Raw genomic sequence first — 24,929 nt, 5'->3', positions numbered from 1 at the left:
CCACTCTAGTAGCGGGTGAACAGCGCCCGCAGGGCGTCGACGTCTTGGGTCTTCGTCAGACCGAGCGCCATGAGCAGCCGCGCCTTCGGGGCTGTCTGATCGTCCACCGCGATCCAGCCGCGCTTGTCGTCGTCCTGGAAGGAAGGGCCGCGATACAGGGTTCCGCTGCCCGTGCGCGACGCCCGCACGACGAACACGCCGCGCGAGCGGATGGCGCCGAGCGGTTCCACCAGCGAGTCGGACACGTTGCCGTTTCCGGTTCCGGCGTTCACGATGGCCTTCGTGCCGGCCGCCGCGAAGGCGTTGTAGGCGGCCGCGTCGCTGCTGCTGTAGCTGTAGGTGATGTCGACGCGCGGCAGACGATCGATCGTCTCGATGTCGAATTCGGAATCGCCCGTGTGGCGCCGCGCCGTGTTGCGATAGAACAGGGCCTTCCCTTCCACGACATAGCCGAGCGGGCCGTAGGGCGACTTGAACGTATCGGTCTTGAACGTGTTCGTCTTCACGATGTCGCGTGCGGTGTGGATCTCGTCGTTCATGGTGATCAGCACGCCCTTGCCGGCCGCCTCCTTGCTGCTCGCCACCACGACCGCATCGAACAGGTTCAGCGGCCCGTCGGCGCTGAGGGCGGTGGACGGCCGCATCGAGGCGGCGAACACGATCGGCTTGGTGGTCTTCACGGTCAGATTGAGGAAATAGGCGGATTCCTCCAGCGTGTCTGTGCCGTGGGTGACCACGACGCCGGCGACGTCGTCCCGCTTCAGGACCTCGTTCACCCGCTTTGCGAGCTTGATGATGAGATCGTCGTTGATGCTCTTGCTGCCGACCTGGAAGACCTGTTCAGAGCGGACGTTCGCGATCGCGGCCAGCTCCGGCACGGCCTGGACGATCGTGTCCACACCGACGGCGGCGGTCGCGTAGGTCGACGTGTCGGTCGACGACTTGCCGGCGCCCGCGATGGTCCCGCCGGTTCCGATCACCACGATGGTGGGCTTGTTCGATGCGGCCACGGTGCTGTCGGCCGCCCGGACCGGATGAGCGCAGGCGAACGCGGCGAGCATGCCGCCGACGGCGACACAGGTGGCGAGGTCGGCCCGGATGCGCGCGAGCGCATCGCGTTGAACCATCGGCATGAGACATCCTTCCTTCGGCGGTGGCGGCGGCATCAGCGCCGGATTGGTGACGGTACGACAGGCCCGTCGAATTTTATGCGCACAATGATGGGCCACGCACCTCGCTGCCGGTCGGGCAGCGCTCGTCGATGGCCCTATTTCAGTATTTATTCGCCGCCCGGCGTCGACTCATATGGCTGGCTTTGCCGCCGGTCAATATTTTTGCGCACAAAATTGCTGCTCGCCAAGTGCGGCGGGTCTGCGCCCGGCTCTGAGCCGTCGCTCGTCGTGGCGGTTGAACGCGGTGTCCGTCGCGCCTGGGCTGAACAGGGCCGGTTCGGGGGCGCGAGAAGGCGCCCGCCTGTCGGGGCCGGTTCTGGCCTGCGACGAGGAGTTATGGTACCGCCGGGCCTCGTGAAACGCCTGTCTGACGCCGGACCGAAATGGGCAAGTCGAAAGAGTCAGCCGAGCATGTGGAAGACGTGGTCGGCAGGATTCAGGCGGACATAAATCTCGGCGTCTACAAATTCGGCGAGCAGCTCAAGCTGTCCAGCCTTGAACAAACGTACAACACCACCCGCTTCTACGTCCGGCAGGCCCTGCTTGTGCTCAAGAGCCTGAGGATCGTCGAGCATCAGCACAACTCGGGCTTTCGCGTCTGTGTCCAGGAGCAATACAGTCAGACACAGTTGCGTTTCGTCAGGATGACGCTGGAACGCAGCGCAGTCCCGTTCGTGATCGCGAATGCGACGGCCGACGACATCGTCGAGTTGCGCACGCTCGCTGCGGCGTTCAAGTCCGCAGCCGGCACCAGCAGCCGGGCCCAGCAGACCACCGCCAATGCCGATTTTCACAGGGCAGTCTACAGACTGGCCAAGAACCCCGTCCTGTCCCGCCTGATCGACGGCCTGCGGATACAGAGTTATGTCGGTACTCCCGGACGGTGGGGGACCCGCGAGGGACTTGCGGCGAGTGCAGCAGAACATTTCGCCATGGTCGATGCCATCGAGCGGCGTGATCCCTACGAACTCGACCGGACAATTTTCAACCACATCCAAGCGTTTTGACGGGGACGACGGCGCCGGGACCACGGCGCCGGCGCGAGGTGCCGTGCGAGGCGATGCTGCGGTTCCTCTCGGCCTCACCATGAAGCTCGGCCCGGTGGCGAACCGGGGCGTCGCCCTGAAGGACAATCTGGTCGCGGTCGACACCGAGGAGTTCGAGACCAGTGTGCCCGGCCTGTTCGTCGTCGACGCCATCGACACCTGTCCTGGCAAGCTGAAGCTGAGCGCTATGACATTCTCGCCGTCGGCCCGCGAATGCCGCCGCGACTATCCGAGGCTCTCCAAGGCCGCGATGATCGCCTACGTGCGAGTAAGGTGGGCAACCCTAGGCACCATCCTTGATCTTGGCGATCAGCGCCATGATCTGGTCGGTCTGGATACCATCGAGCTCTTCGGTAGTTACCAGGATGCCGTTGGGGCCACCGCCCGCCTCTTCTGGCAGGATCCCATTGTCCCGATACCACTGGAGCTTTAGCGCCCACTTCCGATCATATTCGGCATCTCCCTTCATGCCGAGATGCTCCCAATACCAGATGCTCCCGGTTTCCGCGTCCTCGATCGTGAAGTCGGGATATCGACGGCTGCCGTCAGAGACGATGAGTGGACGTTCATAGGCGTAATCAAGACCGGCGCTTTGCAGCTCGTTGGCGATTATCACTTCCGATTTGGAGATCATCAATTCGCCGCGGCTTGAGCGGTGAATGTGTTTGCCATCAAAAATCTGCGTGCCAACGACGATCGGTCGAGGTGGTCCGAATAGATTGGTGAGGCGGCGGGCCGCGTCGGACAGGTGTCGGAAATCAACCAGCCGATGCGGGTCGCCCTGACACAAGATCACGAGTCGTCGGCTTTGACGGGTCAGCGCTGTGTAGAGAAGCTCTCGAGACAGGATTCTGCAGGGATTGGGCAGAACTACGAACACCGTGTCGAACTCGCTACCCTGAGCCTTATGGACGGTCAGCGCGTAGGCTAGTTCGAGCAGGCTGCCGTCTTCGCCGAGATCGCTGGGCCAATAGGTGTATTCAAAGCCTGGTTGCGAGGAGAAAGTGACGCGGACGTTGTTGAGGTTCGTTTTTTTGCCCTTCTTTCTAAAGGGTCCGGTCGCGATGCCGATCTCGCCGTTCGCGACGTAGCAAAGCGAAGCGTTGCCGTCCGAGTCCGCGTCCGGATAAACCCAGGTCCTCCGGTGGTTGCCAAGGTTGATCACCTTGTCGCCGTATATGATGCCGTCTTTGCCCATAGGCGGGGAAACCTTGGCGTAGCGACGATCAGCCAGTTCGGCGGCTTTGCGGGTCTCGCCGCGAAAATATTTCTGGACGAGCCGGTTGGTCAGCAGCGTGCCGGCGGCGTCACCTCGCAGCGGCGATAAGATCTGCCATTTGTCGGCGGCCGGCCCGGACGACCAAAAGTTGAAATAGACATGGGCACCGCTGCGCGTGCCTCCGAGCGCAAGCTCGGAGAAAGACGCCTCGCGATCGGCCGGGTCGATGCAGAGTTCCTCCGCCACGATCTTGGGAAGAAGTGATGCAAGGTCAGAGGGGGACGACCACAGGCAGAGACGCAAATGGTCTCCATTATAGCCGGTGTAGAGGTGCGAAATGATCTCGTCGCTCGCGGGTCCCGAAGCTCGCCCGCTGAACAAGTCGGCAAGCTCTAAGTCCCTGCGGTCGGCGCCGCGTTGCCGACTACCAACGGTCAGTTCCGCGTAGCCTGGCGCAACCTTTGGCGCTCTTGGTGCGACGATTTCCGGGGCGAGCAACGAGACGATATCGACGAACGGCCGACCCGCACCGATTGGCGGCAACTGGCTGGGGTCGCCGACCAATATAATGCGGTCGACAGAACTCAATGCGTCGATGAGTGCGGCCAACTGCTCTTCAGTCAACATCGACGCCTCGTCGACGATCACCGTCTTATGCCCTGAAGAGCGCTCCAGATCGCCAATCACGTGGTAGCTTTGCGTCGCTTCGCGATATCGCCGAGGCCGCAGAAATTGGGCGAGAGTCTTCGCCAAAATCCCGGTTTGCGTTTGCAGTCTGACTCGCGCTTTGCCCGTCGGCGCAAGCAGCAGCACGCCCGCGTTCTTGATCGGATCCGCCTGGCAGAGAAACCTTAGCAGAGTTGTTTTGCCGGTGCCGGCGGCGCCGATCAGGACCGACAGCCGGGACGCTGCAAGTTCCCGAAGCGCCGCTGCCTTCTCGTGGCGGCCCTGGTCTTCGAGCGACCCATTGGGCGCGGAACCTGGCAGATTGCTATCCAGCATGGCTCGCCAATCGACCGGAACGTCGAGGCGCTTGCCTTGTCGAACACGTTTGACGACCGTTCGCTCGATGAGCGTCCGCGCCGCCGCGAGGCGGTCAAGCTGGAATGCCGGGGCGCCATCATCAAGCGTGCAATGCTCGATCTGCGGCTTGAGCGCCTCGCTATGAATCTCGAAATGATCGGTGGTCGCTGGAAGCGGAGGCTCGATGGCGAGGCCTTTGACCGCGGCGAGGACCATGTCGCGTCCCAGGAGCGTATGCCCATCGTTGGCGGCCTCTTCGAGCACCGAGAGGGTCGCTGCGCGCAGACGCCGACCATCGACCGGGCCTGTCATGGCGGACGGCGCCGGCACCGGGTGGGCGTCGAGCACGGCGGCTTGAGGGAAAACCGCCTGGTCGACCGTGCGGAAGGCTATCGGATCGACCTGTCCTCGATCGCATTCGAAGAAGAGATAGGGATTGGCGACGATCGCATCGTCCGCAATCGGTTTACCGACATAGCTCAAATCAGCGGCGCTGCGCGCGGCTGGATCCCACCAGCGTGCTGCTTGCTCCGATGACAGATTGACCCGGGCCAGCAGCTTGGCCAGCGTTCGCCGTCTGGCGCCTATACTTGAATGCAGGTAGGCCCAAATATCCTTGAGCGCGGCAAGCTGCGGTGCCAGATCACGCGGCGCTGTAGCCGGTGCCGCAACAAGCTTGCCGAGCGCGGTCCAAGTGTCGCCGTTTTTGCCGGCGAGCGACCAGGCGTGCTGAGCGAGTTGATGGCCGTGCGGCACGCCGAGCGCCGTGAGAAGCGATCCTAGTCCCGGATACGGCCCGCGAAGCTCCCATAGTTCGCCGAGTCGTTCATCTATCCATTTCAGTTGCGATCCCCAAGCGCCGCCGAAGCGACGGCCGAAGGTCGCGAGCGCCTCTTTCATTGCCAGTAGCGCTGAGATCGCGGTGCCCTGCGAGACCAACTCGCTCGCGTAGGAGAATTCCGACCGATATTCAGGCGGCACGAAGGCGATGCAGTCACTTATGTCGAGGGCGGGATCGGCCTCGGCGTGCTTAAGCAGCTCGTGCAAGGGAAGGAGAACTCCGCCCGACCCGTCTGGGCGCAACGTATGGCAGACGCTTCGCTCCCACAGATAGGAGCGGATCGGGCTGGTGGCGCCGGGTTCATAATCCCACTCGCGCAAGTCGCCGATCGACGTCACCTTGGCGGCTCCCACGATCATCCATTGATCGTCGTCGAGCAGAGGTGTTCGCTTGGCGTAGAAAAAGACGAGACTCTCTTTCGGCTCAAGGGCCGAGAAGAATGCGTCGAGCAGGCCCTGCTGGTTGCGATGGCCTTGGATCCAGGGCCGATCGTAAAGCCAGTCAGGAGTGTCAGGTTCATATTCGGGATGGGAGTCGATGCCCCAACGCTCGGCCAGAGCATTGGCGTCGATCGAGCCCTTCTTCCACTTTTCACCCCATGCGCGGTCCTTCAGAAGCCAGCCGAAGGGGGTGGCGGCCGCCGAAAAGGCCGGATGAAGAAAGAGGGTGTCACGGATGTGACGATGATCATCGCTGGTTCGCGCGTAAGCATGGCGTGCGAGACGATGCTGTGGTCTGGCCGACAGAAAGCTCACGCGCTCCGAGAAACATGGCGGAGCTTCGTCACGTGGAACCGAATCAAGAAACTGGCCGGCATGCGGCTCCTCAACTTCATCGTTCTTGGCAGCGCCAATGCGATTGAGCGCCAAGCAACTCGAGTTGTGGCGCGGTGCGCGGCAGACCGTGCCGTCCCAGGCGGCATCGTGCCAGGGCACACGGACGGACAGATGACTCCGCGGCACGCGCGGTGTGAGTTTTGTTGTCACCATAGTTGCCCGGCCCTTCTTTTGACCTCTTACCATATTCGACTAATCCTGTCGGGCTTTCACGAGGGCGCCCTGATGGCGCAGGCCGCCGCCCGCTACGTCTTCCCGGAGAAGCGCGTCGTCTTCCAGTACACGACCTCGTCGACCAGCCTGCAGAAGAAGCTCGGCGTCGCCTGAGCGCCGCGCGCGATCCGCCCCCCACCTGATCCCGCCCCGAGCCGACGAGCCCGGCCGTCACCCTCCGCTGCCGCCGCGTCGATCTCGTCGGAGGTCGGCACGTCTTGGGCGAGGCGTGACCTCAATACCACATTCGGGCGAATTTCGACTCGGACCTACTCCGATCGGGTTGTCTCGATGTCCCGTTCCATTCCTACTAGGCGGGCGGGCTAGTTGTGCCGGCGGGACATTGGGGCGGGTGCGGCGGTCAACGCCGCGCCGACAGCCTCGGGGGGCGTCCGATGGTGCGTGTTCGATGGAATTACCCTGGCGATCGTGCGGCGGCCGCGCCGGCGCGGAGCGTCTGCGCCACCGCGCTGATGGTCTGGGCCGGCCTGGTCGTGGCGGATCGCCCCGCCCATGCGATCTGCTCGCCACCGACCGGCGACGGCGTCGCCGTGACCTGCACCGGGACGACGACCGACCAGGGACCGGGCTCCAACACCGGCTACGGGGGCGGCACCCAGACCGGCGTCACCATCGCCGTGCAGTCCGGCGCCTCGGTGACCGGCACCTCGATCGGCGTCGATGTCGGCGTCGGCAACACCATCACCAATGCCGGGACCATCACGACCGGCGGCTCGGGGATCGGCAACCTCTACGCGATCAACGCGGCCGGCGACCTGACGGTCGTCAACTCCGGGACGATCGGCCGCGTCGACCTGGTCATTCCGTCCAACACCGACCAGGCCGGCATCAACATCTCGGGCGGCACTCTGGTCGTCACCAACACGGCGGCCGGGGTCATCCAGGGCGTGACCGCGATCCAGGCGGCCGGTAGCCCGAGCACCATGACGGTGAGCAATTCCGGGCTGATCTCGGGCGTGGTCGGCGGCGGCGGCACCGGGATCTTCGGCGACACTGTCAACCTCACCAACACCGCGACCGGCACGATCACGGCCGACGGCTACGCCATCAGCGCCAACACGGCGACCATCGAAAACTACGGCACCATCTCGGCCGCTGTCCCCGGCTCCGGCGGAACGGCCATCAGCGCCAATGCGCTGACCCTCACCAACTACGCCTCGGGCACGATCACGGCCGATTACACGGCCGTGTCGGGCTCGCAGTCCCCGGTCCTCACCGTCACCAATTACGGCACGATCTCCGCGACCGGCCCCGGCGGGACTGCGATCTTCGGCAACCAGGTCGATGTCACCAATTCGGGCTCGATCACCGGGACCGGCTCGGGCGGAGCCGCGATCTTCACCTACACGGGCAGCGTCACCAACACGGCCTCGGGCGTCATCGCGGGGGATGCACAGGCGATCGCGTCCTTCGGCGACATGACGGTCGTCAATGCCGGCAGCATCACGGCGAACGGCGTGGCGATCCAGGTCCTCGGCAACACGACCGTGACCAACAGCGGCACCATCGCGGGCGGGGCGTCGTTCGGGGCCGGCGTCGCCACGATCGGGCCGCTGACGCTGACCAACACGGCGACCGGCGTCATCTCGGGCGACTACGCCGTCAGCGCCGGCGACTACAGCACCATCGTCAATGCCGGCACCATCGCGGGCACGACCTTCGGCATCTCGGCCGGAACGGGCACCAGCATCTACAACAGCGGCACCATCACGGGCGGCTTCGCCGCCATCGAGTTCTGCGGCTGCAGCAGCGGCGGGACGCTCACGCTCGCCCCGACCAGCGTGATCGTCGGCAGCGTGCTCGGCACCGGCAGCCAGACGCTGCGGCTCGGCGGCTCCGGCATCGGCACCTTCGACGCGGGCCTGATCGGCGTCGGCGCCCAGTACGACGGCTTCGGCACCTTCGCCAAGGTCGGCGCGTCGACCTGGACACTGACCGGCACCAACGCCGCCGCGCTGCCCTGGACCGTCCAGCAGGGCACCCTGATCGTCGCCGGCACGCTCGCCGCCTCGCCCTTCACGGTGCAGGGCGGCACCCTGGTGGTGAACGGCACGGTCGGCGCCGTCACGCTCGACGGCGGCGCGCTCGGTGGCAGCGGCACGGTCGGCACCACGGCGATCACCAACGGCACGCTGTCGCCCGGGAACTCGATCGGCACCATCACGATCGCCGGCAACCTCACCCTCGGGTCGGGCAGCACCTATCTGGTCGAGGTGTCGCCGAGCGCCGCCGACCGCACCAACGTCGCCGGCACGGCGACGCTCGCCGGGACGGTGCAGGCGGTGTTCTCTCCCGGCGCCTATGTGCCGCGCAGCTACACGATCCTGCATGCCGACGGCGGCCGCAGCGGCACGTTCGGCAGCCTGATCACCAACAACCTGCCGGCCTTCTTCGCCGCCAGCCTCGGTTACACGCCGACCGATGTGAGCCTGACCCTGACCCTGAACCTCGGCGGCGCTCCGGGCTTCAACACGAACCAGCATGCGGTCGGCGTGGCGCTCGACCGCGTGTTCAACAGCGGCGCCGGGATGAGCGGTGCCTTCAGCGCGCTGCTGCTCTCCTCCGCCGTGCCGGGCGGGCTGACCCAGCTTTCCGGCGAGATCGGCACCGGCGCGGCGCAGGCCGCGTTCCGCCAGACCGACCAGTTCCTCGAGCTGATGCTCGATCCGTTCGCCGGCGGCCGGGCGACCGGCGCCGGCGGGGTCGGGCCGGCACTCGCCTATGCGGAGCCCTCGCGCCCGGCGCGTCCGACGAGCCCCGCCGTCGCCGCGATCGGCACGTTCGTCAAGGCGCCGTCGCTGGTGCCCGACGTCGCGCCGCGCTGGCGCGTCTGGGCCGGAGGCTATGGCGGCGACGCCACGTTCCGGGGCGACAGCACGGTCGGCAGCCACGACCTCGGCGTGCGCAACTGGGGCATCGCCGGGGGCGCCGACTATCTGGTCGCGCCGAACGCCGTGCTCGGCGTCGCGCTGGCGGGCGGCGAGGCCAGTTACCGGCTCGGCTCGATCGGCTCGGGTCGCAGCGAGAGCATCCAGCTCGGCGCCTACGGCTCGTACCGGGCGGGGCCGGGCTATGTCTCGGCCGCGCTCGCCGCCGGCTGGCACGACCTGCACACCGACCGCATCGTCGCGATCCCCGGCGTCACCGACCGGCTGCTCGCCGACTTCTCCGGCCAGGCGATCGGCGGCCGGCTGGAGACCGGCTGGCGCCTCGCACTGCCGTCCGACATCGGCATCACGCCATTCGCGGCGATCCGAACCCAGGCGTTCCGCACGCCGACCTACGCCGAGACCGACGCCACCGGCCTCGCCGCCTTCGCGCTGCGCTACGACCAGAACCGCACCGTCGACACGCGCAGCGAGCTCGGCGCGCGCTTCGATGCGCTCGCCTGGCGCAGCGTCGACGCGGCGCTGACGCTGCGTGGCCGGCTCGGCTGGGCGCACGACTACTCGACCGAGCGGTCGATCGCCGCGAGCTTCGTGACGCTCGGCCCGGCGAGCGGCTTCACGGTGCTCGGCGCCTCCGCCGGCCGCGATGCGGCGCTGGTCTCGGCCGGTGCCGAACTGAAGCTTTCACGCGGCATCACGTTGCGCGGCAGCTTCGACGGTCAGTTCGCCGGCTCGGCCCAGGTCTGGTCCGGCATGGGCTCGCTCAGCGTCGCTTGGTGATACCAAGGGCAAGTGGTGCCGACCCGTCTCGGTCGTCACCGCCGGACTTGATCCGGCGGTCCATCTCTTCGAAACACGGAGTTTTTTCGAGGATGGATTCGCGGGTCGAGCCCGCGAATGACGAGTCGAGAGTTCGGGCCGTCGGTATGAGGTGTCCGGGCCGACGCTGCATCATCGCGCCGCGGTCACTCCGCCGCTTGGACCTTCTGCAGCCGGCCGACCAAATCGTCCGTCGCGGCGACGTCGCCGAAATTGATGCAGAAATTGATCAGCGTCGCGTTGTGCTCGTCGTCGGTGTGGTCGGCATTGGCGTCGCTCACCATGGTGGTGCGGAAGTCGAGCAGCATGGCGTCGCGCGCCGTGCTCTCGCAGCAGGTGTTGGTCGAGGTGCCGCCGATCCACACCGCCGTGATGCCGCGCTTGCGAAGCTCGAGCTCGAGCGGCGAGGAGCCTTGGATGAAGGCGCTGTAACGGGTCTTGCGCACCACGAGGTCGCCGGGCTGCACGTCGAGCCCCGGCCAGAGCTGCGAGCCGAACGCGTTCTCCGCCAACGCGGCGGCGCGCCGGGCGCGGCGCTCCGGCGTGTTGAGCACGTCGTGGAAGTGCGACCAGTTGGTGAACGAGTCCTCGTTCGAGACGGTGCGGATCCAGACGACCAGGCCGCCGGCGCGGCGCAGCGCCTGCGCGAGCCGGTTGACGTTCGGCACGATGTCGCGCGCCGCCGGGATCTCCACCTGCTGGCCGGGCGCCATGAAATAGTTCTGCATGTCGATCACCACGAAGGTGGTCCGGTTCGGCGGGACGTCGTCGTGTACGTTCCAGCGTCCCTGACGCTTGATCACCCGGGCGACGACCTTTTCAGGAATGACGACCTTGTGCATGCGGCGGGCTCCGAAGGGGGCGGGGAAAGGGATTTACGGGAATATTGTTGTGCCGCGCGGGCGGTCGACCTCATCTCGCAGCCAATCGAGCATGTAAGGCACCGCGTCGGTCCGATTATCGTTCATCAAATGAATGGCCCCGCCTTCGGCTTCGGTCCAGATCCGAAGATGCTTGGGTTCGGGCAAATCCGCATAGGTCTTCTGCGCAGCCTGCACGGCCACCAGCGTGTCGGCCTCGCCATGCGTCACCATCACGGGGCATGTGGCGTTCTTCAGCACGCCCTTCAGCGTGAATGCCTTCAGTCTGTCCCGGGCCTCCGCCTCGTTGCTGGCGCCGATCACCCATTCGATCTGGGGCCGCACGGCCGGCCAGAAATCGTAGATGTCGTCGAGCATGTCGTAGCAGGCGCCCCACAGGACGGCGGCGCGCAGGCGCGGCTCCATGGCGGCGCCGCGTCCACCGTAATAGCCGCCCATCGATTGCCCGACCAAGGCGATCTTACCGGCATCCACGTCCGGCCGGCCGACCAGATAGTCGACCGCCGCCGTGATGGCGACCTCGTAGTCGGGCCGCGCCGTGATGCCGCGCACCCGCAGGGGCTCGCCCATGCCGGGGCCGTCGAAGCACAGCACGCCGAAGCCGCGCTCCAGCATCTGCCGGGCGGCGAAGAACCACAGCTCCTCGGAGATGATGTCGACGCCGCCCAGATAGGCGACCGCGGCGTGGCGGGCTCGCGCCGGCCCGAGCGGCCGCCAGTAGTATCCCGACAGATGCGAGCCCTCGAACGGGAAGGTGACGCGCTCGGGCGGATTGTCGAAGAAGGGCAGCGCCGCATGGAAGCAGGCGACGCAGCGCAGATAGGCCTCGGCCTTGCGCGGATCGGTGCCGGGCAGGAAGAACTGCGCGGTGCGGAAATAGTTGTGGGCGTGCAGGAAGGCCTCGCGCGCCGTCAGCGGGCGGCCGCGCGCGTGCTCCTCGTGCGCCTTCGCCTCGCGCTCCTCGCCGGCGGCGTTCCATTCGGTGAACCAGCTTTCGCCGTCGCCGACCGTGATGCGCTCGGCGATGCGGTGGCAGCGATGGAAGTCGGCGCCGCCCATCTGGCAGACATTCACGATGCGGGCGGCGAAGTGATAAGACCAGCCGTCGTGGCCCGGGAAGTAGCGGAACATGGTCATGGGAGGGCTCTCTGCAGGTCGGCGGCGGAGGATTTTTGCGCGGGACGAGGCGCATCGTCAGGCGAGGCACGACGTCTTGTCTCGGCGTCGTCGCCGGGCTCGACCCGGCGATCCATCATTCTGCGAACAAGGCGTTTTCGCGAAGTGTGATGGATGCGCGGGTCGAGCCCGCGCATGACGCTTCATATGCGTGGCGCGTCGTGTCGATGCCCTGGGTCCCCGCTTTCGCGGGGACGAGCGAACGATCGAGACGCGCGTCTCGTCATCGCCTCACTGCGGCTGGAAGCCGACGGAGGCCAGCAGCTCGGCATTGTGGGCGACGTCGGTCGCCATGAACTTGGCGAAGGCCTCCGGCGTCTCGTAGATCGGCTCGACCCCGATCTCGGTGAGCCGCCCCGACGAGGCGAGCTCGCGCGTCGCGTCCTGGATGGCCTTGTTGAGGCTCTGGACCACGTCGGCCGGGATGCCGAGCGGCCCCCACACGCCGTACCACGAGATCACCTCGAGGCCGGGAACGCCGCTCTCGGCCGCGGTCGGGATGTCGGGCGCCAGCGTGCTGCGCTTCGACGTGGTGATCGCCATCGCCTTGACCTTACCGTCGCGCGCCATCGGCAGCAGCACCACCATGGCGTCGGTGAGAAGCTGGATGTGGCCGCCGGCGACGTCGGTGAGCGCCGGCGCGGTGCCGCGATAGGGCGTCACGGTCAGCTTGGTGCCGGTGAGCCGCATGAACTCGATGGTGGCGAGGTGACCGGGCGACCCCAGCGCCGGGGTTCCGGCGGTCCACTGGTCGGGATTGGCCTTGGCGGCGGCGGCGACCTCGGCGAGCGTCTTCTGCGGCATCCTGGTCGACATCACGGTGAGCAGCGGCGCCGCGCCGACCCGCGCGATCGAGACGAAGTCGGTGACCGGGTCGTAGGGCGGCTTGGCCATCACCTGCTTGGTCATCGAATGCGTGTTCGAGGAGAACAGCAGCGTATAGCCGTCCGGCGTCGATTGCTGGACGCTCTGGCCGCCGAGCGTGCCGCTGGCGCCGGCGCGGTTCTCGACGATCACGTTGACGCCGAGCCGGGCCTGCATCCGCTCGGCCAGCAGCCGGGCGAGCGTATCGACGCCGCCGCCGGCCGCGAACGGCACGACGATCTTGATGGTGCGGTTCGGGAAGTCCTGTGCGCCGGCCGGCGCGGCGGCTGCGGCGAGGAGGGCGGCTGCCGCGACGGCGGCGACGGCGGCAGCGACGAGACGGTGGCGCAGCGACATGGTCTGCTCCTGATCGTGCGGGGTGGAGCGGCGTTGCGCTCCGTCGGGGGGACTTGAAGAAGTGTCACCGCCCGGAGCGCATGACAAGCCGCCTGTCGGTGCGGCAAAGCGCGCGCCGGAGAGCGCTGCATGTCGTGATTCGAATTCGCTGCGCGAAACATGACGCTGTGGCACTGCGCCGCCGCGTCTGCCGCGCCGTGAATCGGCTCTGCTCGCTCCGCCTGAAGCACTCTTCGCCGATCTCGACCCACACTCCGCTCATTCCAGCGAAAGCGGGAATCCAGGGGCCACGCCCAGAACTCCGGGTCCCCGCTTTCGCGGGGACGAGCGGGGCTTGTCGGTCGATTCATCTCCGTCGAGAGCCGGCCTAATATACCTTGCCGATCATCTTGATGTCGGCCCACACCTCGCGGACCGTCTGGGTCATCTCGATCTTGCGGTCGGTATAATAAGTGTGCAGCAGGTGGTGCGCCTTCTCGGAGTTGGGCGCGCCCAGATAGTCGCGATAGAGCGCCTGGACCTGCTCGTTGCGATGCGACTGGCGCACCGGCCGGTTGCGGTCGATGGCGAACAGGGTCTCGCGGCGCTTCAGCGCGTATGGCAGATAGGCCTTCTTGGAGCGCAGCGTGCCGCCGCCGTCGACGCAGCCGCCCGGGCAGGCCATGACCTCGACGAAATCGAGATCCGACTTGCCGGCACGGATTTGCTCGACGATCTGGCGGGTGGGTTTCAGGCCGTGGCACATGGCGATCTTCACGGGGCCGATCTCGCCGCCGAGCTCGACCGTCGCGGTGCGCACCCCCTCGAAGCCGCGCAGTTGCTCGATCTCGATGTGCTCGAGCTCACGGCTGTTGACGACGTAGTACATGGTGCGGATCGCCGCCTCCATGACGCCGCCCGTGGTGCCGAAAATGGCGCCGGCGCCCGAGTACTCGCTCATGTAGGGGTTGTCGAACGTGGACGGCTCGAGCGACTTCAGGTCGATGCGCTCGCGCTGCAGCATCCGGGCGAACTCGCGCGTCGACAGCACCACGTCGACCTCGGGCACGCCGTCATGGACGAGCTGGCGGCGGACGATCTCGTCCTTCTTGGCGATGCAGGGCATGATCGAGATCACCCGGATGCGCGCCGGGTCGATCCCCATCTTCTCGGGCAGATAGGTCTTGGCGAGCGCGCCGACGCATTGCTGCGGCGACTTGGTCGACGACAGCATCGGCATGATGTCGGGATAGTGCCGCTCGACGAAATTGATCCAGGCCGGGCAGCACGACGAGAAGGTCGGGCGCTTGCGCTCGGCGAGCCGATGCAGCAGCTCGGTGCCTTCCTCCATGATCACGAGGTCGGCGCCCCAGTTGGTGTCGAGCACGATCGAGGCGCCGAGCTGGCGCAGCGCCGTGATGATCTGGCCCTCGACATTGGTGCCGGGCGGCAGGCCGAACTCCTCGCCGAAGCCGACCCGCACGGCGGGGGCGAACTGCACGACCGTGATCAGCTCGGGATCGTACATCATCTCCAGCGCACGGTCGGTCTCGTCGCGCTCGCCGAGCGCGCCGGTCGGGCAGACCAGCACGCACTGGCCGCATGTGACACAGGCGGAATTCTTCTGGGTCAGGCCATGTCGCAGCCCGACCGCGGTCTCCAGCCCGCTGTTGATCTGGATCAGCGCGTCGACGCCCTGGCCGTCGCGGCAGATGGCGATGCAGCGCTGGCAGCGGATGCAGCGCTTCATGTTGCGGATCAGGGCGGGCGACGACTCGTCCACCGGCCGCGCCGCGACGCGGGCGGGATCGTAGAAGCGGTTCTGCCGCAGCCCGACGAACTGGGCGACGTCCTGCAGGTCGCATTTGCCGTGGCGGATGCAGGTGGCGCAGTCCTGGTCGTGGTCGGCGAGCAGCAGCTCGACCTGCAGGCGCTGCATCTCGCGCAGCTCGGGCGTGCGGGTGTGGATGTCGAGCCCCTCCTGCATGGGCGTCGTGCACGAGGCGACCAGGTGCGTCTTGTCGGCGTGCTTTACCTTGATCTCGACCAGGCAGACCCGGCAGGTGCCGGGCGCGTGGTCGATGTCGTGCAGCTCGCACAGCGTCGGAATGTAGACGCCGTGGCGCCGCGCGCATTCCAGGATGGTCTCGTTGCTGCGGCCCGTCACGGCCGTGCCGTTGATCGTCGCAGTCAGCTCCGTCGCGGCCGGCATGACCATGTCCCTGGTGTCCATCGTCATGCTCCGTTCGAGATGTTGGCGATCGCGTTCTCGGTGATGACCGAATAGGTGCGGTAGCAGCGCATGCAGCGCTTGGCCTCGCGATAGGCCTGCTCGGGGCTGATGGTCTGCTCGACCTCCTCGAACATCTGCTTGCGCACCGACGGGTCGAGCTCGGGGTGATGCACGCGGTATTGCGGCTTGACCGGCACCTCGACGGCGTCGTCGGCGAGCATGCGGTTGTCGTTGAGCAGCTCGCGCATGCGGGTGCGCGGCTGGAAGGCGATATGGCCGAGGCGGATCCAGTCGTCGATGCTGCGGCTCGCCTTCAGCCCGTTGGCCATCGCGTGGATCAGGGTCGAGGGGCCGGAGGCGCAGTCGCCGCCGGCGAACACGCCGGGCCGCGACGTCGACAGGTCGACCGTGTCGACGGCGACGCAGTTCCAGCGGTCGAACTTGATGCCGTCCTCGGTCGTCAGCGAGCCCTTGCGGACCTGCTGGCCGATCGCCGCGATCAGCGTCGTGCAGCCCATGATGCGCTCGGTGCCGGGCACCGCCGCGACATTGCGGCGGCCTTGCCCGTCGGGCGCGGTCTGCTGCATGGTGGCGACCTCGACGCCGACGATGCGGCCATCCTCGGAAACCACGCGCACCGGGTTGGTGAGGAAGTGGAAGACGATGCCCTCGGCGATCGCGGCCTCGACCTCCTCCGAGTCGGCCGGCATGTCCTCGCGGGTGCGGCGGTAGACGACGTGGACCTTTTCGGCGCCCATGCGCAGCGCCGAGCGGGCGCAGTCCATGGCGACGTTGCCGCCGCCGACCACGATGACCTCGCCATGGAGCGCGATCGTGCGCAGCTTGGCGACGTGGTCGTGCACCTCGAGCAGGAAGCCGATGCCGGACTTGTAGCCCGGCATGGTCGGATCCTCGTCCCTGACGCCGAGGCTGATGCCCTGCTGGCAGCCGATCGCCAGGAACACGGCGCGGTAGCCGCGGGCGAACAGGTCGTCGATCGAGAAGTCCTTGCCGAGCGCACGGTCGAACAAGAAGCGGCCGCCGAGCTCGGTGATGATGTCGGTCTCGGCGTGCAGCACGTGCTTGGGCAGGCGGTAGGCCGGAATGCCGATCGCCGCCATGCCGCCCGGCTCGCTCATCGCCTCCAGAATGTCGACGTGGTAGCCGTGCAGCAGCAGGTGATAGGCGCAGGAGACGCCGGCCGGCCCGGCCCCGACCACCGCGACCCGCATGTCGGCGCCGAGCGGCTGCGAGATCAGCTCGCGGCCGAAGGTCAGCGCGTTGGGTCCGGACTGCTGGTCGGCGACGTAACGCTTGAGCGTCTTGATGCCGACCGCCTCGTCGACGAACTTGCGCCGGCAGGCCATCTCGCAGAACCGCACGCAGACGCGCCCGCAGGTGGCGGCCATCGGGTATTTCTGCAGGATCACGCCGAGCGAGTGCTCGGGCTTGCCGTCGCGGATGTAGTCGATGTAGCGCGGCACGTTGATGCGCGACGGGCAGGCCTCGATGCAGGGGGCCGTCATGTAGGCCATGCCGTGCTGCTCGGGCTGCGGGCCGCGCGCGAGCTCGGCCTCGATCACCTCGCGGAAGCTGCGCAGCGCCGCCAGCAGGGCGCGCGCACAGGTCTGGCCGAGGCCGCACATCGAGGTCGCCGTCATCTGCTCGGCCAGCATCTCGATGTCGGCGAGCCCGAGCCGGCTCCTCTCGCCCCGGCGCAGTGCGTCGAGCGCGTCGCGCACCAGCACGGTGCCCATCCGGCACGGCGTGCACTTGCCGCAGGACTGGTCCGCCGCCTCCACCATCTGGCGCCACAGCGCGTCGAGGAGGCTGACGCTCTCGTCGAAGATGAAGAAGCCGCGGTCGCCGAAGAAGGCGCGGATGCGGTTGTGCTCGTCGAAGACGTCGAAATTGGCGAGCGGGGGGAGCTCGCTGTCCCGTCGCGACGATGTGCCGTCGCGACTGTCGTAGACGACGCCGTCCCAGACGCCGTAGCTGACTTCGGTCATGGGCTGCCCGTTTCTCTGGCGCCCGGCCGGCCCTCGAGTCTGTCGGCCGCGATGCGACCACCATACTCCGGTCGGCCGTCTCTTAAATCCGGGGGAACCCGCGGTTCGTCGTCGACACGCGACCGTCGCCAGGCCGGTCGCGATCGACGGGAGGGCCGTGAAGGTTCCGTTCGAGGGAGCGGGCCGGTCGGCCCGCCCCTGCGGACGTGTCGGGGGGTGACCGCAGCAGTGACGGCGGCGCGCCATGAAGGCAAGGCCTCGGGGGCCGCGGAACCGGTTTGCACGGGCAGGCATGCGAGACAGGTATAGCCGGAGGGGGCTACATGACGTCTCGTGTCGACCGGCACGCGAATGAAAGGGGCGGCGCTCGTTTGTTCAGTTCGGCGAAATCAGAACTCAGGAGAATCAGAAAGACTGAATTCCCGCATTCAGAGAAATCAGTAAATATCAGAACGACGGCCGGCGGCGCCTCGGCGCGGCGGCGCGCCGCCTCAGCGCGGCGGCTGGCCGGCGGTCTGCGGCACCATCGGCTCGGGGCCGGGCGCGGGCGCCGGGAGAGGCTCGGCGACGATCGAGGTGTCGGGCTGCGGCAGCCGCAGCACGGCGCGGGCGGCCGGCAGGGCGGCGTCCGCCATCGCGGCATGGCCCTCGGCGGTCGGGTGGACGGCGCCGCCATAGACGGCCGACAGCACGCCCCAGGTGGCGTCGTGCAGGTCGTTCGGCTGCATGGTGGCGGAGACGCCCTCCGGGAACGTCATGGCGGCGAAATAGCTGTCGTTGGCCGTGCGGATCCAGCGGGCGCGCGGCGCATAGGGGCGGAAGTCGCTCGGCCGAGCCCCGCAGCCGAGCGGCGCGCTCGCACCCTCGACCGGCCCGGCCGCGAAGCTGGTGCCGGCCGGCGAGAAGCATTCCTGGTCGAAGGCCGGGTCGTTGGCGGAGCGGGCACAGAACCCGTGGTCGGCGAAGGCGCTCTGGTGGGCGTCGACGAAGGTCATGCGCTCGCGGCCCGGATCGCCGCACACGACGCCGCCCGAGCAGGTGGCGAGCGCCTTGAGGCGGGGGAAGAAGCGGCTCTGGACGAACTGCGCCACCGGGGCGAGGCGGTCGGCATCGACCCCGAAGGCCGGGTGGACGTCGAAGCCGTCGCGGCTGGTCGGGCAGGCGCCGCCGTTCGGGCTCAGGGCCGGATGGCCGTAGGAGACGTAGACGACCCGGTCGAGGTTGCCGCCGACGAGCGGCTTCAGCGCCCCGCGCAGCTTGTGGAAGCCGGTCGGCAGGGTGGTGTCCATGGCCGATTGGGACGCCTCGATGCTGCCGATGACGCCGGCGCGCCGGAACAGCCCGCGCTCGCCGGCGGACTCGATGATGACATCGGCGACCAGCCCCGAGAAGTCGACGTCGTTCGCCCCGACGGTCAGGAACACGAGGTCGAGGGCGCGCTGCGGCTGGGTCTTCTGCGCCTTGGCCAGCAGGTCGCGGAGCTGGGCGATCTGTCCCGGCACCCGGCTCGGGCAGGCGGTGGCGCCGTTGGCGCCGCAGTTGAGCTCGCGCGCCGCCTGGCCGCCGAACAGGCCCACCTCGATGGTCGCGCCCGTGCAGGCGAGCGGCAGGAAGGTGACGGCGATCCGCGGGTTCTCGATCGCCAGCGCCAGCGCGGCACGGAGCTGGTAGCTGTAGAGCGAGCGATGGCACGGCGCGCTCATCCAGCGGGCCGACAGGCGGGCCCATTCGGCCCGGTCGTTGTCGGCGCCGCGCCCCGAGTCGCAGGCCTTGTCGCCCTTGAAGCCGTAGCGGCCGGGGCGGAAGAACTCGTTGCGGCCGGAGGCGATGAAGCGGCGGAAGCAGAAACCCTCGTCGGACAGCACCACGGGACGGTCCGGATTGCCTTCGCCCGAGGCGATCGAGTCGCCGATCCCGGCGATCAGCAGGTCCTGCACCAGGATCTCGGTGGTGGCCCGGCGCGGCACGCCGCCCGGCACCGCGATGTCGACCACCGCGACGGTCGGCTTGCCGTAGCCGGCGCGCAGGTTCACGGGCTCGCGGCAGCTCGCCGTCAGGCTGCGGGGCAGGCTGTCGCCGTCCTCGAAGGTCCAACTGCACTGGGCCTCGGGCTCGACCGCGCCGGTGACGCGGGCCTCGATGCGGTGGTCGGCCGGGTTCAGGTAGGATTCGCGCACGCCGTCGCGCATGCACTCGTCGATGACGCGGCCGGCCGCGTCCGTGCACAGCCGCACCACGGTGTCGCGCGCCCAGCCGCGTCCGCCGGTGTCGACGGCCAGCGTCTGCTCGGCCGCCAGCACGGTGCGGCCGCGCTCGGCCGCCGCATGGCGCACGAAGTCGCGCTCGTCGCGGAACAGCCGGAAGCCGTTGCGGACCTGCCAGTCGATGGACACGCCGACAGCCGGCTCCGGCAGGGGGGCGGCGGGCGGCGCGGTGTCGGTCGGTGCAGCGTCGGTCGGGGGCGGGGCGAGCGGCACCTGGGTGGCGGCGGGGGGCGGAGCGAGCGGCGTCTGCGCGATGGCCGGCGCCGTCACGGCGGAGGCGACGCCCACCGCGAGCGCCATCCCCAAAAGCCCGTTTTGCCACGAACGCATATCGATCTCCTGCCGGCTGTGCCCAGCCTGCGCCTCGTTCACTACGCCGGCGCGGCAAGATCGAGGCGGAACCGTGTCGCCGACGAGGTCGTGGGCGCGCCAGCGGGCCAAAGGGCATGGCCGTTCAAAGCACAACGCGCGCCAGGAGGTGGATGCCGAGCCCGATCAGGCCGAGGAAGAAAACCACCCGGAAGGCGTCCGGCCGGATGCGCCGGCGCACCCATTGGCCGGCCGCCATGCCGGCGACCGCCGGCACCAGCGAGGCGACCGACAGGGCCGCCACCGAGGTCCCCATCACGCCGGCCTGGGCGAGGCCGAGCAGCAGGGCGGCGCTCGACACCGTGAAGAACAGCCCGACCGCCTGCACCAGCTCGTCGCGGCGCAGGCCCAGCGCCTCCATGTAGGGCACGGCCGGAACCATCACGATCCCGGTGAACGAGGCGACCAGGCCCGAGACGGCGCCCATGACCGGGGCGAGCCACGGCTCGCGCCGGGGCGGAACCGACAGCCGCAGCGGACTCAGGCCCAGCGCGCCGTAGGTCACCAGCACGGCGCCGATCGCCGCGCTGGCGGCGCCGCCGTGATCGGCGGCGAGGAACCCGGTCCACAGGCCGACCAGCGTGGCGAGGAAGCCGGAGAGGAGCAGCGGCCACAGCCGCAGCGTCAGCGCGGACAAATGCGGGCCGGCACACATCTGCCAGATGTTGGTGACCAGCGCCGGCACCATCACCAGCGCGACCGCCTCGGCCGGCGGCATGATCAGGCCCAGGAGCCCGATCGACAGCGCCGGCAGGCCGAGCCCGACGACGCCCTTCACGGTGCCGGCGAACAGGATGATCGCCAGCGTGGCGAGGATCGTGGAGAGGTCGAGCATGGAGGAGGGTGCCGCCAGTGAGGCTGGCCACGGGAACCGAGGCGTATCCCATCCTAGCCGCGGGCGAGCCCGTGCGGCAATCGGCCGGCGCGGTGCGATCGGTGCGACCGGCCTTGCTCGACCGGCCGGCCGGCGCCGCTATACTGGCGGCCGATCGGCCCCGGCGCCTCGGTCCTTCGCCAGCCCGGTCGCTTGCCAGGAGAGCGTGATGTTCGTGAGCTTCTTCCACGCACTCAAGAGCGCCGGCCTGCCGGTGACGCTGCGCGAGTACCTCACCTTGATGGAGGCCATGGATGCCGACCTCGCCGCGCGCCGGGTGGAGGACTTCTATTATTTGTCCCGCGCCTTGCTGGTGAAGGACGAGCGCAATCTCGACAAGTTCGACCGCGTCTTCGGCACCGTGTTCAAGGGCTTCGAGACCACGGGCGACGCCGCGGCGGCGGAGATCCCGGCCGATTGGCTCAAGAAGCTCACGGAAAAATACCTCACCGAGGAGGAGAAGGCGCAGATCGAGGCGCTGGGCGGCCTCGACAAGCTGTTGGAGACGATCAAGCAGCGTCTCGCCGAGCAGAAGGGGCGGCACCAGGGCGGCAGCAAGTGGATCGGCACCGGCGGCACCTCGCCGTTCGGCGCCTACGGCTACAACCCCGAAGGCATCCGCATCGGCCAGGAGACCAACCGCAATTTCCGCGCCGTCAAGGTGTGGGACAAGCGCGAGTTCAAGGATCTCGACGACACCGTCGAGCTCGGTACCCGCAACATCAAGATTGCGCTGCGACGTTTGCGAAAATTCGCCCGCACCGGGGCGCCGGAAGAGCTCGATCTCGACGGCACCATCAAGGGCACGGCCCACAAGGGCTATCTCGACATCCACATGCGGCCCGAGCGCCACAACGCCGTGAAGGTGCTGGCCTTCTTCGACGTCGGCGGCTCGATGGACTGGCACATCGCGCTCACCGAGGAGCTGTTCTCGGCGGCGCGGCTGGAGTTCAAGCACCTCGAATATTACTACTTCCACAACTGCCTGTACGAGCGGGTGTGGAAGGAGAACAAGCGGCGCTGGGACCACACCACGCCGACCTTCGACGTGATGCACACCTATCCGCACGACTACAAGGTGATCTTCGTCGGCGACGCCTCGATGAGCCCGTATGAGATCGTGACTCCGGGCGGCTCGGTCGAGCACATGAACGAGGAGCCCGGGCAAGTGTGGCTGGAGCGGGTGACGCGGACCTATCCGGCCTGCGTGTGGCTCAACCCGGTGCCGCAGGAGCAGTGGGAGTACACGTCGTCCATTCGCATGGTCCGCCAGCTCATGGGCGGCCGCATGTTCCCGCTGACGCTCGACGGGCTGGACCGGGCGATGCGGGAGCTGGTGAGGTAGTCAAGCGCGACGCGGGTCAGCCGCCATGCTGCGTGACAGTCGTGACATCATTCGCCGCCTTCGAGAGGAAGGTTTCGATCTCGTCTCGGTCAGCGGCTCGCACCACAAATTCATCGACTCTGCAAAGCGACGACGCGTGATCGTGCCCCATCCGAAGAAGGACCTTCCGGCCGGCACGGTCCGCGCCATATACAAGCAAGCCGGTTGGTCGAAGGATTGACGCCGATGCCCCACTACATCGCCCTGATCCACAAGGAGCCCGACACCTGCTACGGCGTGTCGTTTCCGGACGTGCCGGGCGTGATCACGGCCGGCGACACCATCGACGAGGCTATGCGGAATGCCGCCGAGGTCTTGGCCTTCGCGGCGGTGGACTGGTCGGCCCTCGACGGTAGCCCATTTCCGGCTGCCCGCAGCATCGACGAATTGCGCCGCGATCCCGAATTTCGTGAGCGGGCGGCAGACGCGATCGTCGCCGCGGTGCCGTTCCGGTCGGCTGCTGCCGATGCCGGGGTGTCGGCTTGGCAGCGACCGTGATCGAGTGGCATCACGCTTGCCCCGTCATGCGCGGGCGAAGACCCGCGCATCCATCATGCTTCGAAAGAAGGGTTTATGCGAAGGGATGGATGGCCGGGTCTCGGCCCTTCGGGCCGGCCCGGCCATGACGGACTGATGAATGCCGCAGCGCAGACCGGCCATGACGGGTGGTGGGAGCTGTATCAGCGTGTGATCTCGTCGTAGAGATCCTGCCAATCCGGATTGAGTGACGCGATCAGGTCGATCTTCCACTCGCGCGGCCAGTGCTTGATGTTCTTCTCGCGTTGGATCGCAGCGACCGCGGTGTCGTGCTGCTCGTAATAGACGAGCGACTTGACGCGGTACCGTTTCGTGAAACCAGCGACGAAGCCCTCTCGGTGCTCGTAGATGCGCCGAACCAAGTCGTTGGTGATGCCGACATAGAGCGTGCCACCGGGACGGCTCGCCAGGATGTAAACCCAGAAGCACCTCATGATCGAAATCCGAAGTGGTGCAAGGCCGGCATCGTAGCTCGGCGTCATGCGCGGGCGAAGACCCGCGCATCCATCGTCCTCGAAAGAAGGGCTTATGCGAGACGATGGATGGCCGGGTCACGGCCTTCGGCCGGCCCGGCCATGACGGCTCGACTACCCTTTCACGGCCGGCGGCGTGACCAGGGCGACGACCGGTGGGGCGGAGGCGCGGCGCCAGGCGTCGAGCATGTTGATGAACACGCCCAAGAGCGTCGGGCCGATGAACAGGCCCAGAAACCCGAAGGCCAGAAAGCCGCCCAGCACGCCGAGGAAGATCAGCGTGAAGGGCAGCGCCGCCCCGAAGCTGACCAGCCAGGGCCGGATGAAATTGTCGACGGTCGAGACCATGATGCCCCAGGCGATGATGAAGATCGCCCAGCCGGTCGAGCCCAGCCCGAACAGCCACCAGGCGGCGCCGCCCCAGATGAAGGCCAAGAGGATGCCGAACTGGCTGAGCGCGATCAGCAGGGCGAGGAAGCCGAGCAGACCGGCGCCCGGCACGCCGGCCATCAACAGCCCGATCGCCATCAGCACGGCCTGCACGGCCGCCGTGCCGACGATGCCGTAGGCGACGCCGCGCACCGAATCGGCGGCGGATTCCAGCGCCGTCCCGGCCGTCGCGCCGCCGAGCCGCTCGGCGATCTCGCGCAACGTGCGGGCGATGGTGTCGCCGCGCAGCCAGAAGCCGAAGGCGACGGCGAGCGACACCAGGAGCTGGAAGATGCCGTCGGCGAACGCCTTCGCGATCTCGACCAGGGCCCGTTGCAGCTCCGCCGAATAAGACTTGAACACCTCCTGGACGATGCTGCTCGGGTCGGCGAGGTCGGCCCACAGCCGCCGCAGCGGTTCCTCGACGAACGGGATGTTGGCGAGCCAGGTGGGCAGCTCCGGCATGCCGGCGAAATAGGCCTGGATCTGCTGCGCCCCTTTCACCAGCCGCTCGGCGAGGCCCGGCGCCAGCGACACGGCCGGAACCCCGATGGTGGCGACTGCGGCCATGAGCAGGATCGTCGCGGCGACCCCGCCCGACACGCCGCGACGCACCAGCGCGTCGCGCATCGGCCAAGTGGCGATGGCGAGAATGCCGCCGAACAGGATGCCGGTGACGAACGGCTTGACGATCAGCGCGACGCCGATCATCAGCGCGACGAAGGCCGCCAGCGCCGTCCCCCGCTCGATCAGCGTCGTCGTGCTCGCCAGCTTGACGGCGACCGGTTCGGGGGAAGGGTCCTTGGGGGTCGTCATGGGGTCCTCGCGCGGCGGTCTCGTCTCGATTCGGGACCATAGCGGACGAGCGGGGGCGGCGCACAGGGGCGGGTGGCAGGCCTGTCGTCATGCGTGGCTTGGAATACCCCACGGCGTCATGCGCGGGCGCAGACCCGCGCATCCATCCCGTTCGAAAGAAGGGCTCTTGCGAACGGGATGGATGGCCGGGTCTCGGCCTGCGGCCG

At 67.8% G+C, this 24,929-nt stretch carries 16 protein-coding genes and 2 pseudogenes; 7 read left to right on the top strand and 11 right to left on the bottom strand.

Translation table 11 applies throughout. The features are described 5' to 3' along the window. Positions 1-5 precede the first annotated feature (5 nt). Complete coding sequence (locus HXX10_RS21835) at positions 6-1,133, bottom strand: asparaginase (protein ID WP_296525210.1); 1,128 nt, start codon at positions 1,131-1,133, stop codon at positions 6-8. A gap of 422 nt (positions 1,134-1,555) precedes the next feature. Between HXX10_RS21835 and HXX10_RS21830 the strand changes: the two genes are divergently transcribed. After that, positions 1,556-2,179 (top strand): GntR family transcriptional regulator, encoded by a 624-nt coding sequence (locus HXX10_RS21830; protein WP_296525208.1) that lies wholly within the window; start codon positions 1,556-1,558, stop codon positions 2,177-2,179. A 61-nt stretch (positions 2,180-2,240) separates the two neighbouring features. Then, positions 2,241-2,399 (top strand): annotated as a pseudogene (locus HXX10_RS21825) (ferredoxin--NADP(+) reductase); the annotation flags it as partial. A 102-nt stretch (positions 2,400-2,501) separates the two neighbouring features. Here the strand turns inward: HXX10_RS21825 and HXX10_RS21820 are convergent. Continuing rightward, positions 2,502-6,170, bottom strand: a complete 3,669-nt coding sequence (locus HXX10_RS21820; RefSeq protein ID WP_296525206.1) for an AAA family ATPase — start codon at positions 6,168-6,170, stop codon at positions 2,502-2,504. Between the two features lie 153 nt (positions 6,171-6,323). Here HXX10_RS21820 and HXX10_RS21815 point away from each other — a divergent pair. Both HXX10_RS21815 and HXX10_RS21810 read left to right on the top strand, forming a co-directional pair. Then, positions 6,324-6,464: pseudogene (locus HXX10_RS21815) on the top strand (ferredoxin--NADP(+) reductase); the annotation flags it as partial. A 281-nt stretch (positions 6,465-6,745) separates the two neighbouring features. Continuing rightward, positions 6,746-10,039, top strand: coding sequence for an autotransporter domain-containing protein (locus tag HXX10_RS21810; protein ID WP_296525204.1), 3,294 nt, complete (start codon positions 6,746-6,748; stop codon positions 10,037-10,039). A gap of 185 nt (positions 10,040-10,224) precedes the next feature. Here the strand turns inward: HXX10_RS21810 and HXX10_RS21805 are convergent, their stop codons facing one another. From HXX10_RS21805 to HXX10_RS21775, 7 genes are all read right to left on the bottom strand, one after another. Further along, on the bottom strand, positions 10,225-10,920 hold the full coding sequence (locus HXX10_RS21805; protein ID WP_296525202.1) for an isochorismatase family cysteine hydrolase: 696 nt from the start codon (positions 10,918-10,920) through the stop codon (positions 10,225-10,227). A 33-nt stretch (positions 10,921-10,953) separates the two neighbouring features. Then, positions 10,954-12,096 carry an alpha/beta fold hydrolase gene (locus HXX10_RS21800; RefSeq protein WP_296525201.1) on the bottom strand — a complete coding sequence of 381 codons (1,143 nt, stop codon included), beginning with the start codon at positions 12,094-12,096 and terminating at the stop codon, positions 10,954-10,956. Between the two features lie 270 nt (positions 12,097-12,366). Beyond that, on the bottom strand, positions 12,367-13,356 hold the full coding sequence (locus HXX10_RS21795) for a tripartite tricarboxylate transporter substrate binding protein (RefSeq protein WP_296525199.1): 990 nt from the start codon (positions 13,354-13,356) through the stop codon (positions 12,367-12,369). Positions 13,357-13,723: 367 nt separating this feature from the next. Continuing rightward, on the bottom strand, positions 13,724-15,568 hold the full coding sequence (locus HXX10_RS21790) for a [FeFe] hydrogenase, group A (RefSeq protein ID WP_296525197.1): 1,845 nt from the start codon (positions 15,566-15,568) through the stop codon (positions 13,724-13,726). A gap of 2 nt (positions 15,569-15,570) precedes the next feature. Next, the gene (locus HXX10_RS21785) at positions 15,571-17,577 is read right to left on the bottom strand and encodes an FAD-dependent oxidoreductase (protein WP_296525195.1); all 2,007 of its coding nucleotides are present in this window, start codon (positions 17,575-17,577) and stop codon (positions 15,571-15,573) included. Between the two features lie 491 nt (positions 17,578-18,068). Further along, positions 18,069-20,171, bottom strand: a complete 2,103-nt coding sequence (locus HXX10_RS21780; RefSeq protein ID WP_296525193.1) for a hypothetical protein — start codon at positions 20,169-20,171, stop codon at positions 18,069-18,071. A 124-nt stretch (positions 20,172-20,295) separates the two neighbouring features. Beyond that, complete coding sequence (locus HXX10_RS21775; protein WP_296525191.1) at positions 20,296-21,045, bottom strand: sulfite exporter TauE/SafE family protein; 750 nt, start codon at positions 21,043-21,045, stop codon at positions 20,296-20,298. A gap of 208 nt (positions 21,046-21,253) precedes the next feature. Here HXX10_RS21775 and HXX10_RS21770 point away from each other — a divergent pair, with 208 nt between their 5' ends. From HXX10_RS21770 to HXX10_RS21760, 3 genes are read left to right on the top strand one after another with little or no spacing between them, the layout of a single operon-like run. Further along, complete coding sequence (locus HXX10_RS21770) at positions 21,254-22,429, top strand: VWA domain-containing protein (RefSeq protein WP_296525190.1); 1,176 nt, start codon at positions 21,254-21,256, stop codon at positions 22,427-22,429. Between the two features lie 25 nt (positions 22,430-22,454). Beyond that, complete coding sequence (locus HXX10_RS21765; protein WP_296525188.1) at positions 22,455-22,649, top strand: type II toxin-antitoxin system HicA family toxin; 195 nt, start codon at positions 22,455-22,457, stop codon at positions 22,647-22,649. 5 nt (positions 22,650-22,654) lie between these two features. Then, the gene (locus HXX10_RS21760) at positions 22,655-22,966 is read left to right on the top strand and encodes a type II toxin-antitoxin system HicB family antitoxin (protein WP_296525186.1); all 312 of its coding nucleotides are present in this window, start codon (positions 22,655-22,657) and stop codon (positions 22,964-22,966) included. A gap of 182 nt (positions 22,967-23,148) precedes the next feature. Here the strand turns inward: HXX10_RS21760 and HXX10_RS21755 are convergent, their stop codons facing one another. Then, on the bottom strand, positions 23,149-23,439 hold the full coding sequence (locus HXX10_RS21755) for a GIY-YIG nuclease family protein (protein WP_296525184.1): 291 nt from the start codon (positions 23,437-23,439) through the stop codon (positions 23,149-23,151). Positions 23,440-23,592: 153 nt separating this feature from the next. Then, positions 23,593-24,723 (bottom strand): AI-2E family transporter, encoded by a 1,131-nt coding sequence (locus HXX10_RS21750; RefSeq protein ID WP_296525182.1) that lies wholly within the window; start codon positions 24,721-24,723, stop codon positions 23,593-23,595. Positions 24,724-24,929: the final 206 nt, after the last annotated feature.

Origin of the sequence: Rhodoplanes sp. (assembly GCF_013377085.1) — a bacterium.
Classification (GTDB): domain Bacteria; phylum Pseudomonadota; class Alphaproteobacteria; order Rhizobiales; family Xanthobacteraceae; genus Rhodoplanes.
The sequence above is the reverse complement of the archived record's forward strand: the minus strand, read 5'-3'. Positions and strand labels throughout refer to the sequence as shown.

What these genes read in the sequence shown, in the direction of transcription:
- HXX10_RS21790 (WP_296525197.1), bottom strand. Translation starts at nt 15,568, where the DNA reads ATGGACACCAGGGACATGGTCATGCCGGCCGCGACGGAGCTGACTGCG.
- HXX10_RS21760 (WP_296525186.1), top strand. Translation starts at nt 22,655, where the DNA reads ATGCCCCACTACATCGCCCTGATCCACAAGGAGCCCGACACCTGCTAC.
- HXX10_RS21755 (WP_296525184.1), bottom strand. Translation starts at nt 23,439, where the DNA reads ATGAGGTGCTTCTGGGTTTACATCCTGGCGAGCCGTCCCGGTGGCACG.
- HXX10_RS21795 (WP_296525199.1), bottom strand. Translation starts at nt 13,356, where the DNA reads ATGTCGCTGCGCCACCGTCTCGTCGCTGCCGCCGTCGCCGCCGTCGCG.
- HXX10_RS21775 (WP_296525191.1), bottom strand. Translation starts at nt 21,045, where the DNA reads ATGCTCGACCTCTCCACGATCCTCGCCACGCTGGCGATCATCCTGTTC.
- HXX10_RS21750 (WP_296525182.1), bottom strand. Translation starts at nt 24,723, where the DNA reads ATGACGACCCCCAAGGACCCTTCCCCCGAACCGGTCGCCGTCAAGCTG.
- HXX10_RS21785 (WP_296525195.1), bottom strand. Translation starts at nt 17,577, where the DNA reads ATGACCGAAGTCAGCTACGGCGTCTGGGACGGCGTCGTCTACGACAGT.
- HXX10_RS21780 (WP_296525193.1), bottom strand. Translation starts at nt 20,171, where the DNA reads ATGCGTTCGTGGCAAAACGGGCTTTTGGGGATGGCGCTCGCGGTGGGC.
- HXX10_RS21830 (WP_296525208.1), top strand. Translation starts at nt 1,556, where the DNA reads ATGGGCAAGTCGAAAGAGTCAGCCGAGCATGTGGAAGACGTGGTCGGC.
- HXX10_RS21765 (WP_296525188.1), top strand. Translation starts at nt 22,455, where the DNA reads ATGCTGCGTGACAGTCGTGACATCATTCGCCGCCTTCGAGAGGAAGGT.
- HXX10_RS21810 (WP_296525204.1), top strand. Translation starts at nt 6,746, where the DNA reads ATGGTGCGTGTTCGATGGAATTACCCTGGCGATCGTGCGGCGGCCGCG.
- HXX10_RS21835 (WP_296525210.1), bottom strand. Translation starts at nt 1,133, where the DNA reads ATGCCGATGGTTCAACGCGATGCGCTCGCGCGCATCCGGGCCGACCTC.
- HXX10_RS21805 (WP_296525202.1), bottom strand. Translation starts at nt 10,920, where the DNA reads ATGCACAAGGTCGTCATTCCTGAAAAGGTCGTCGCCCGGGTGATCAAG.
- HXX10_RS21800 (WP_296525201.1), bottom strand. Translation starts at nt 12,096, where the DNA reads ATGACCATGTTCCGCTACTTCCCGGGCCACGACGGCTGGTCTTATCAC.
- HXX10_RS21770 (WP_296525190.1), top strand. Translation starts at nt 21,254, where the DNA reads ATGTTCGTGAGCTTCTTCCACGCACTCAAGAGCGCCGGCCTGCCGGTG.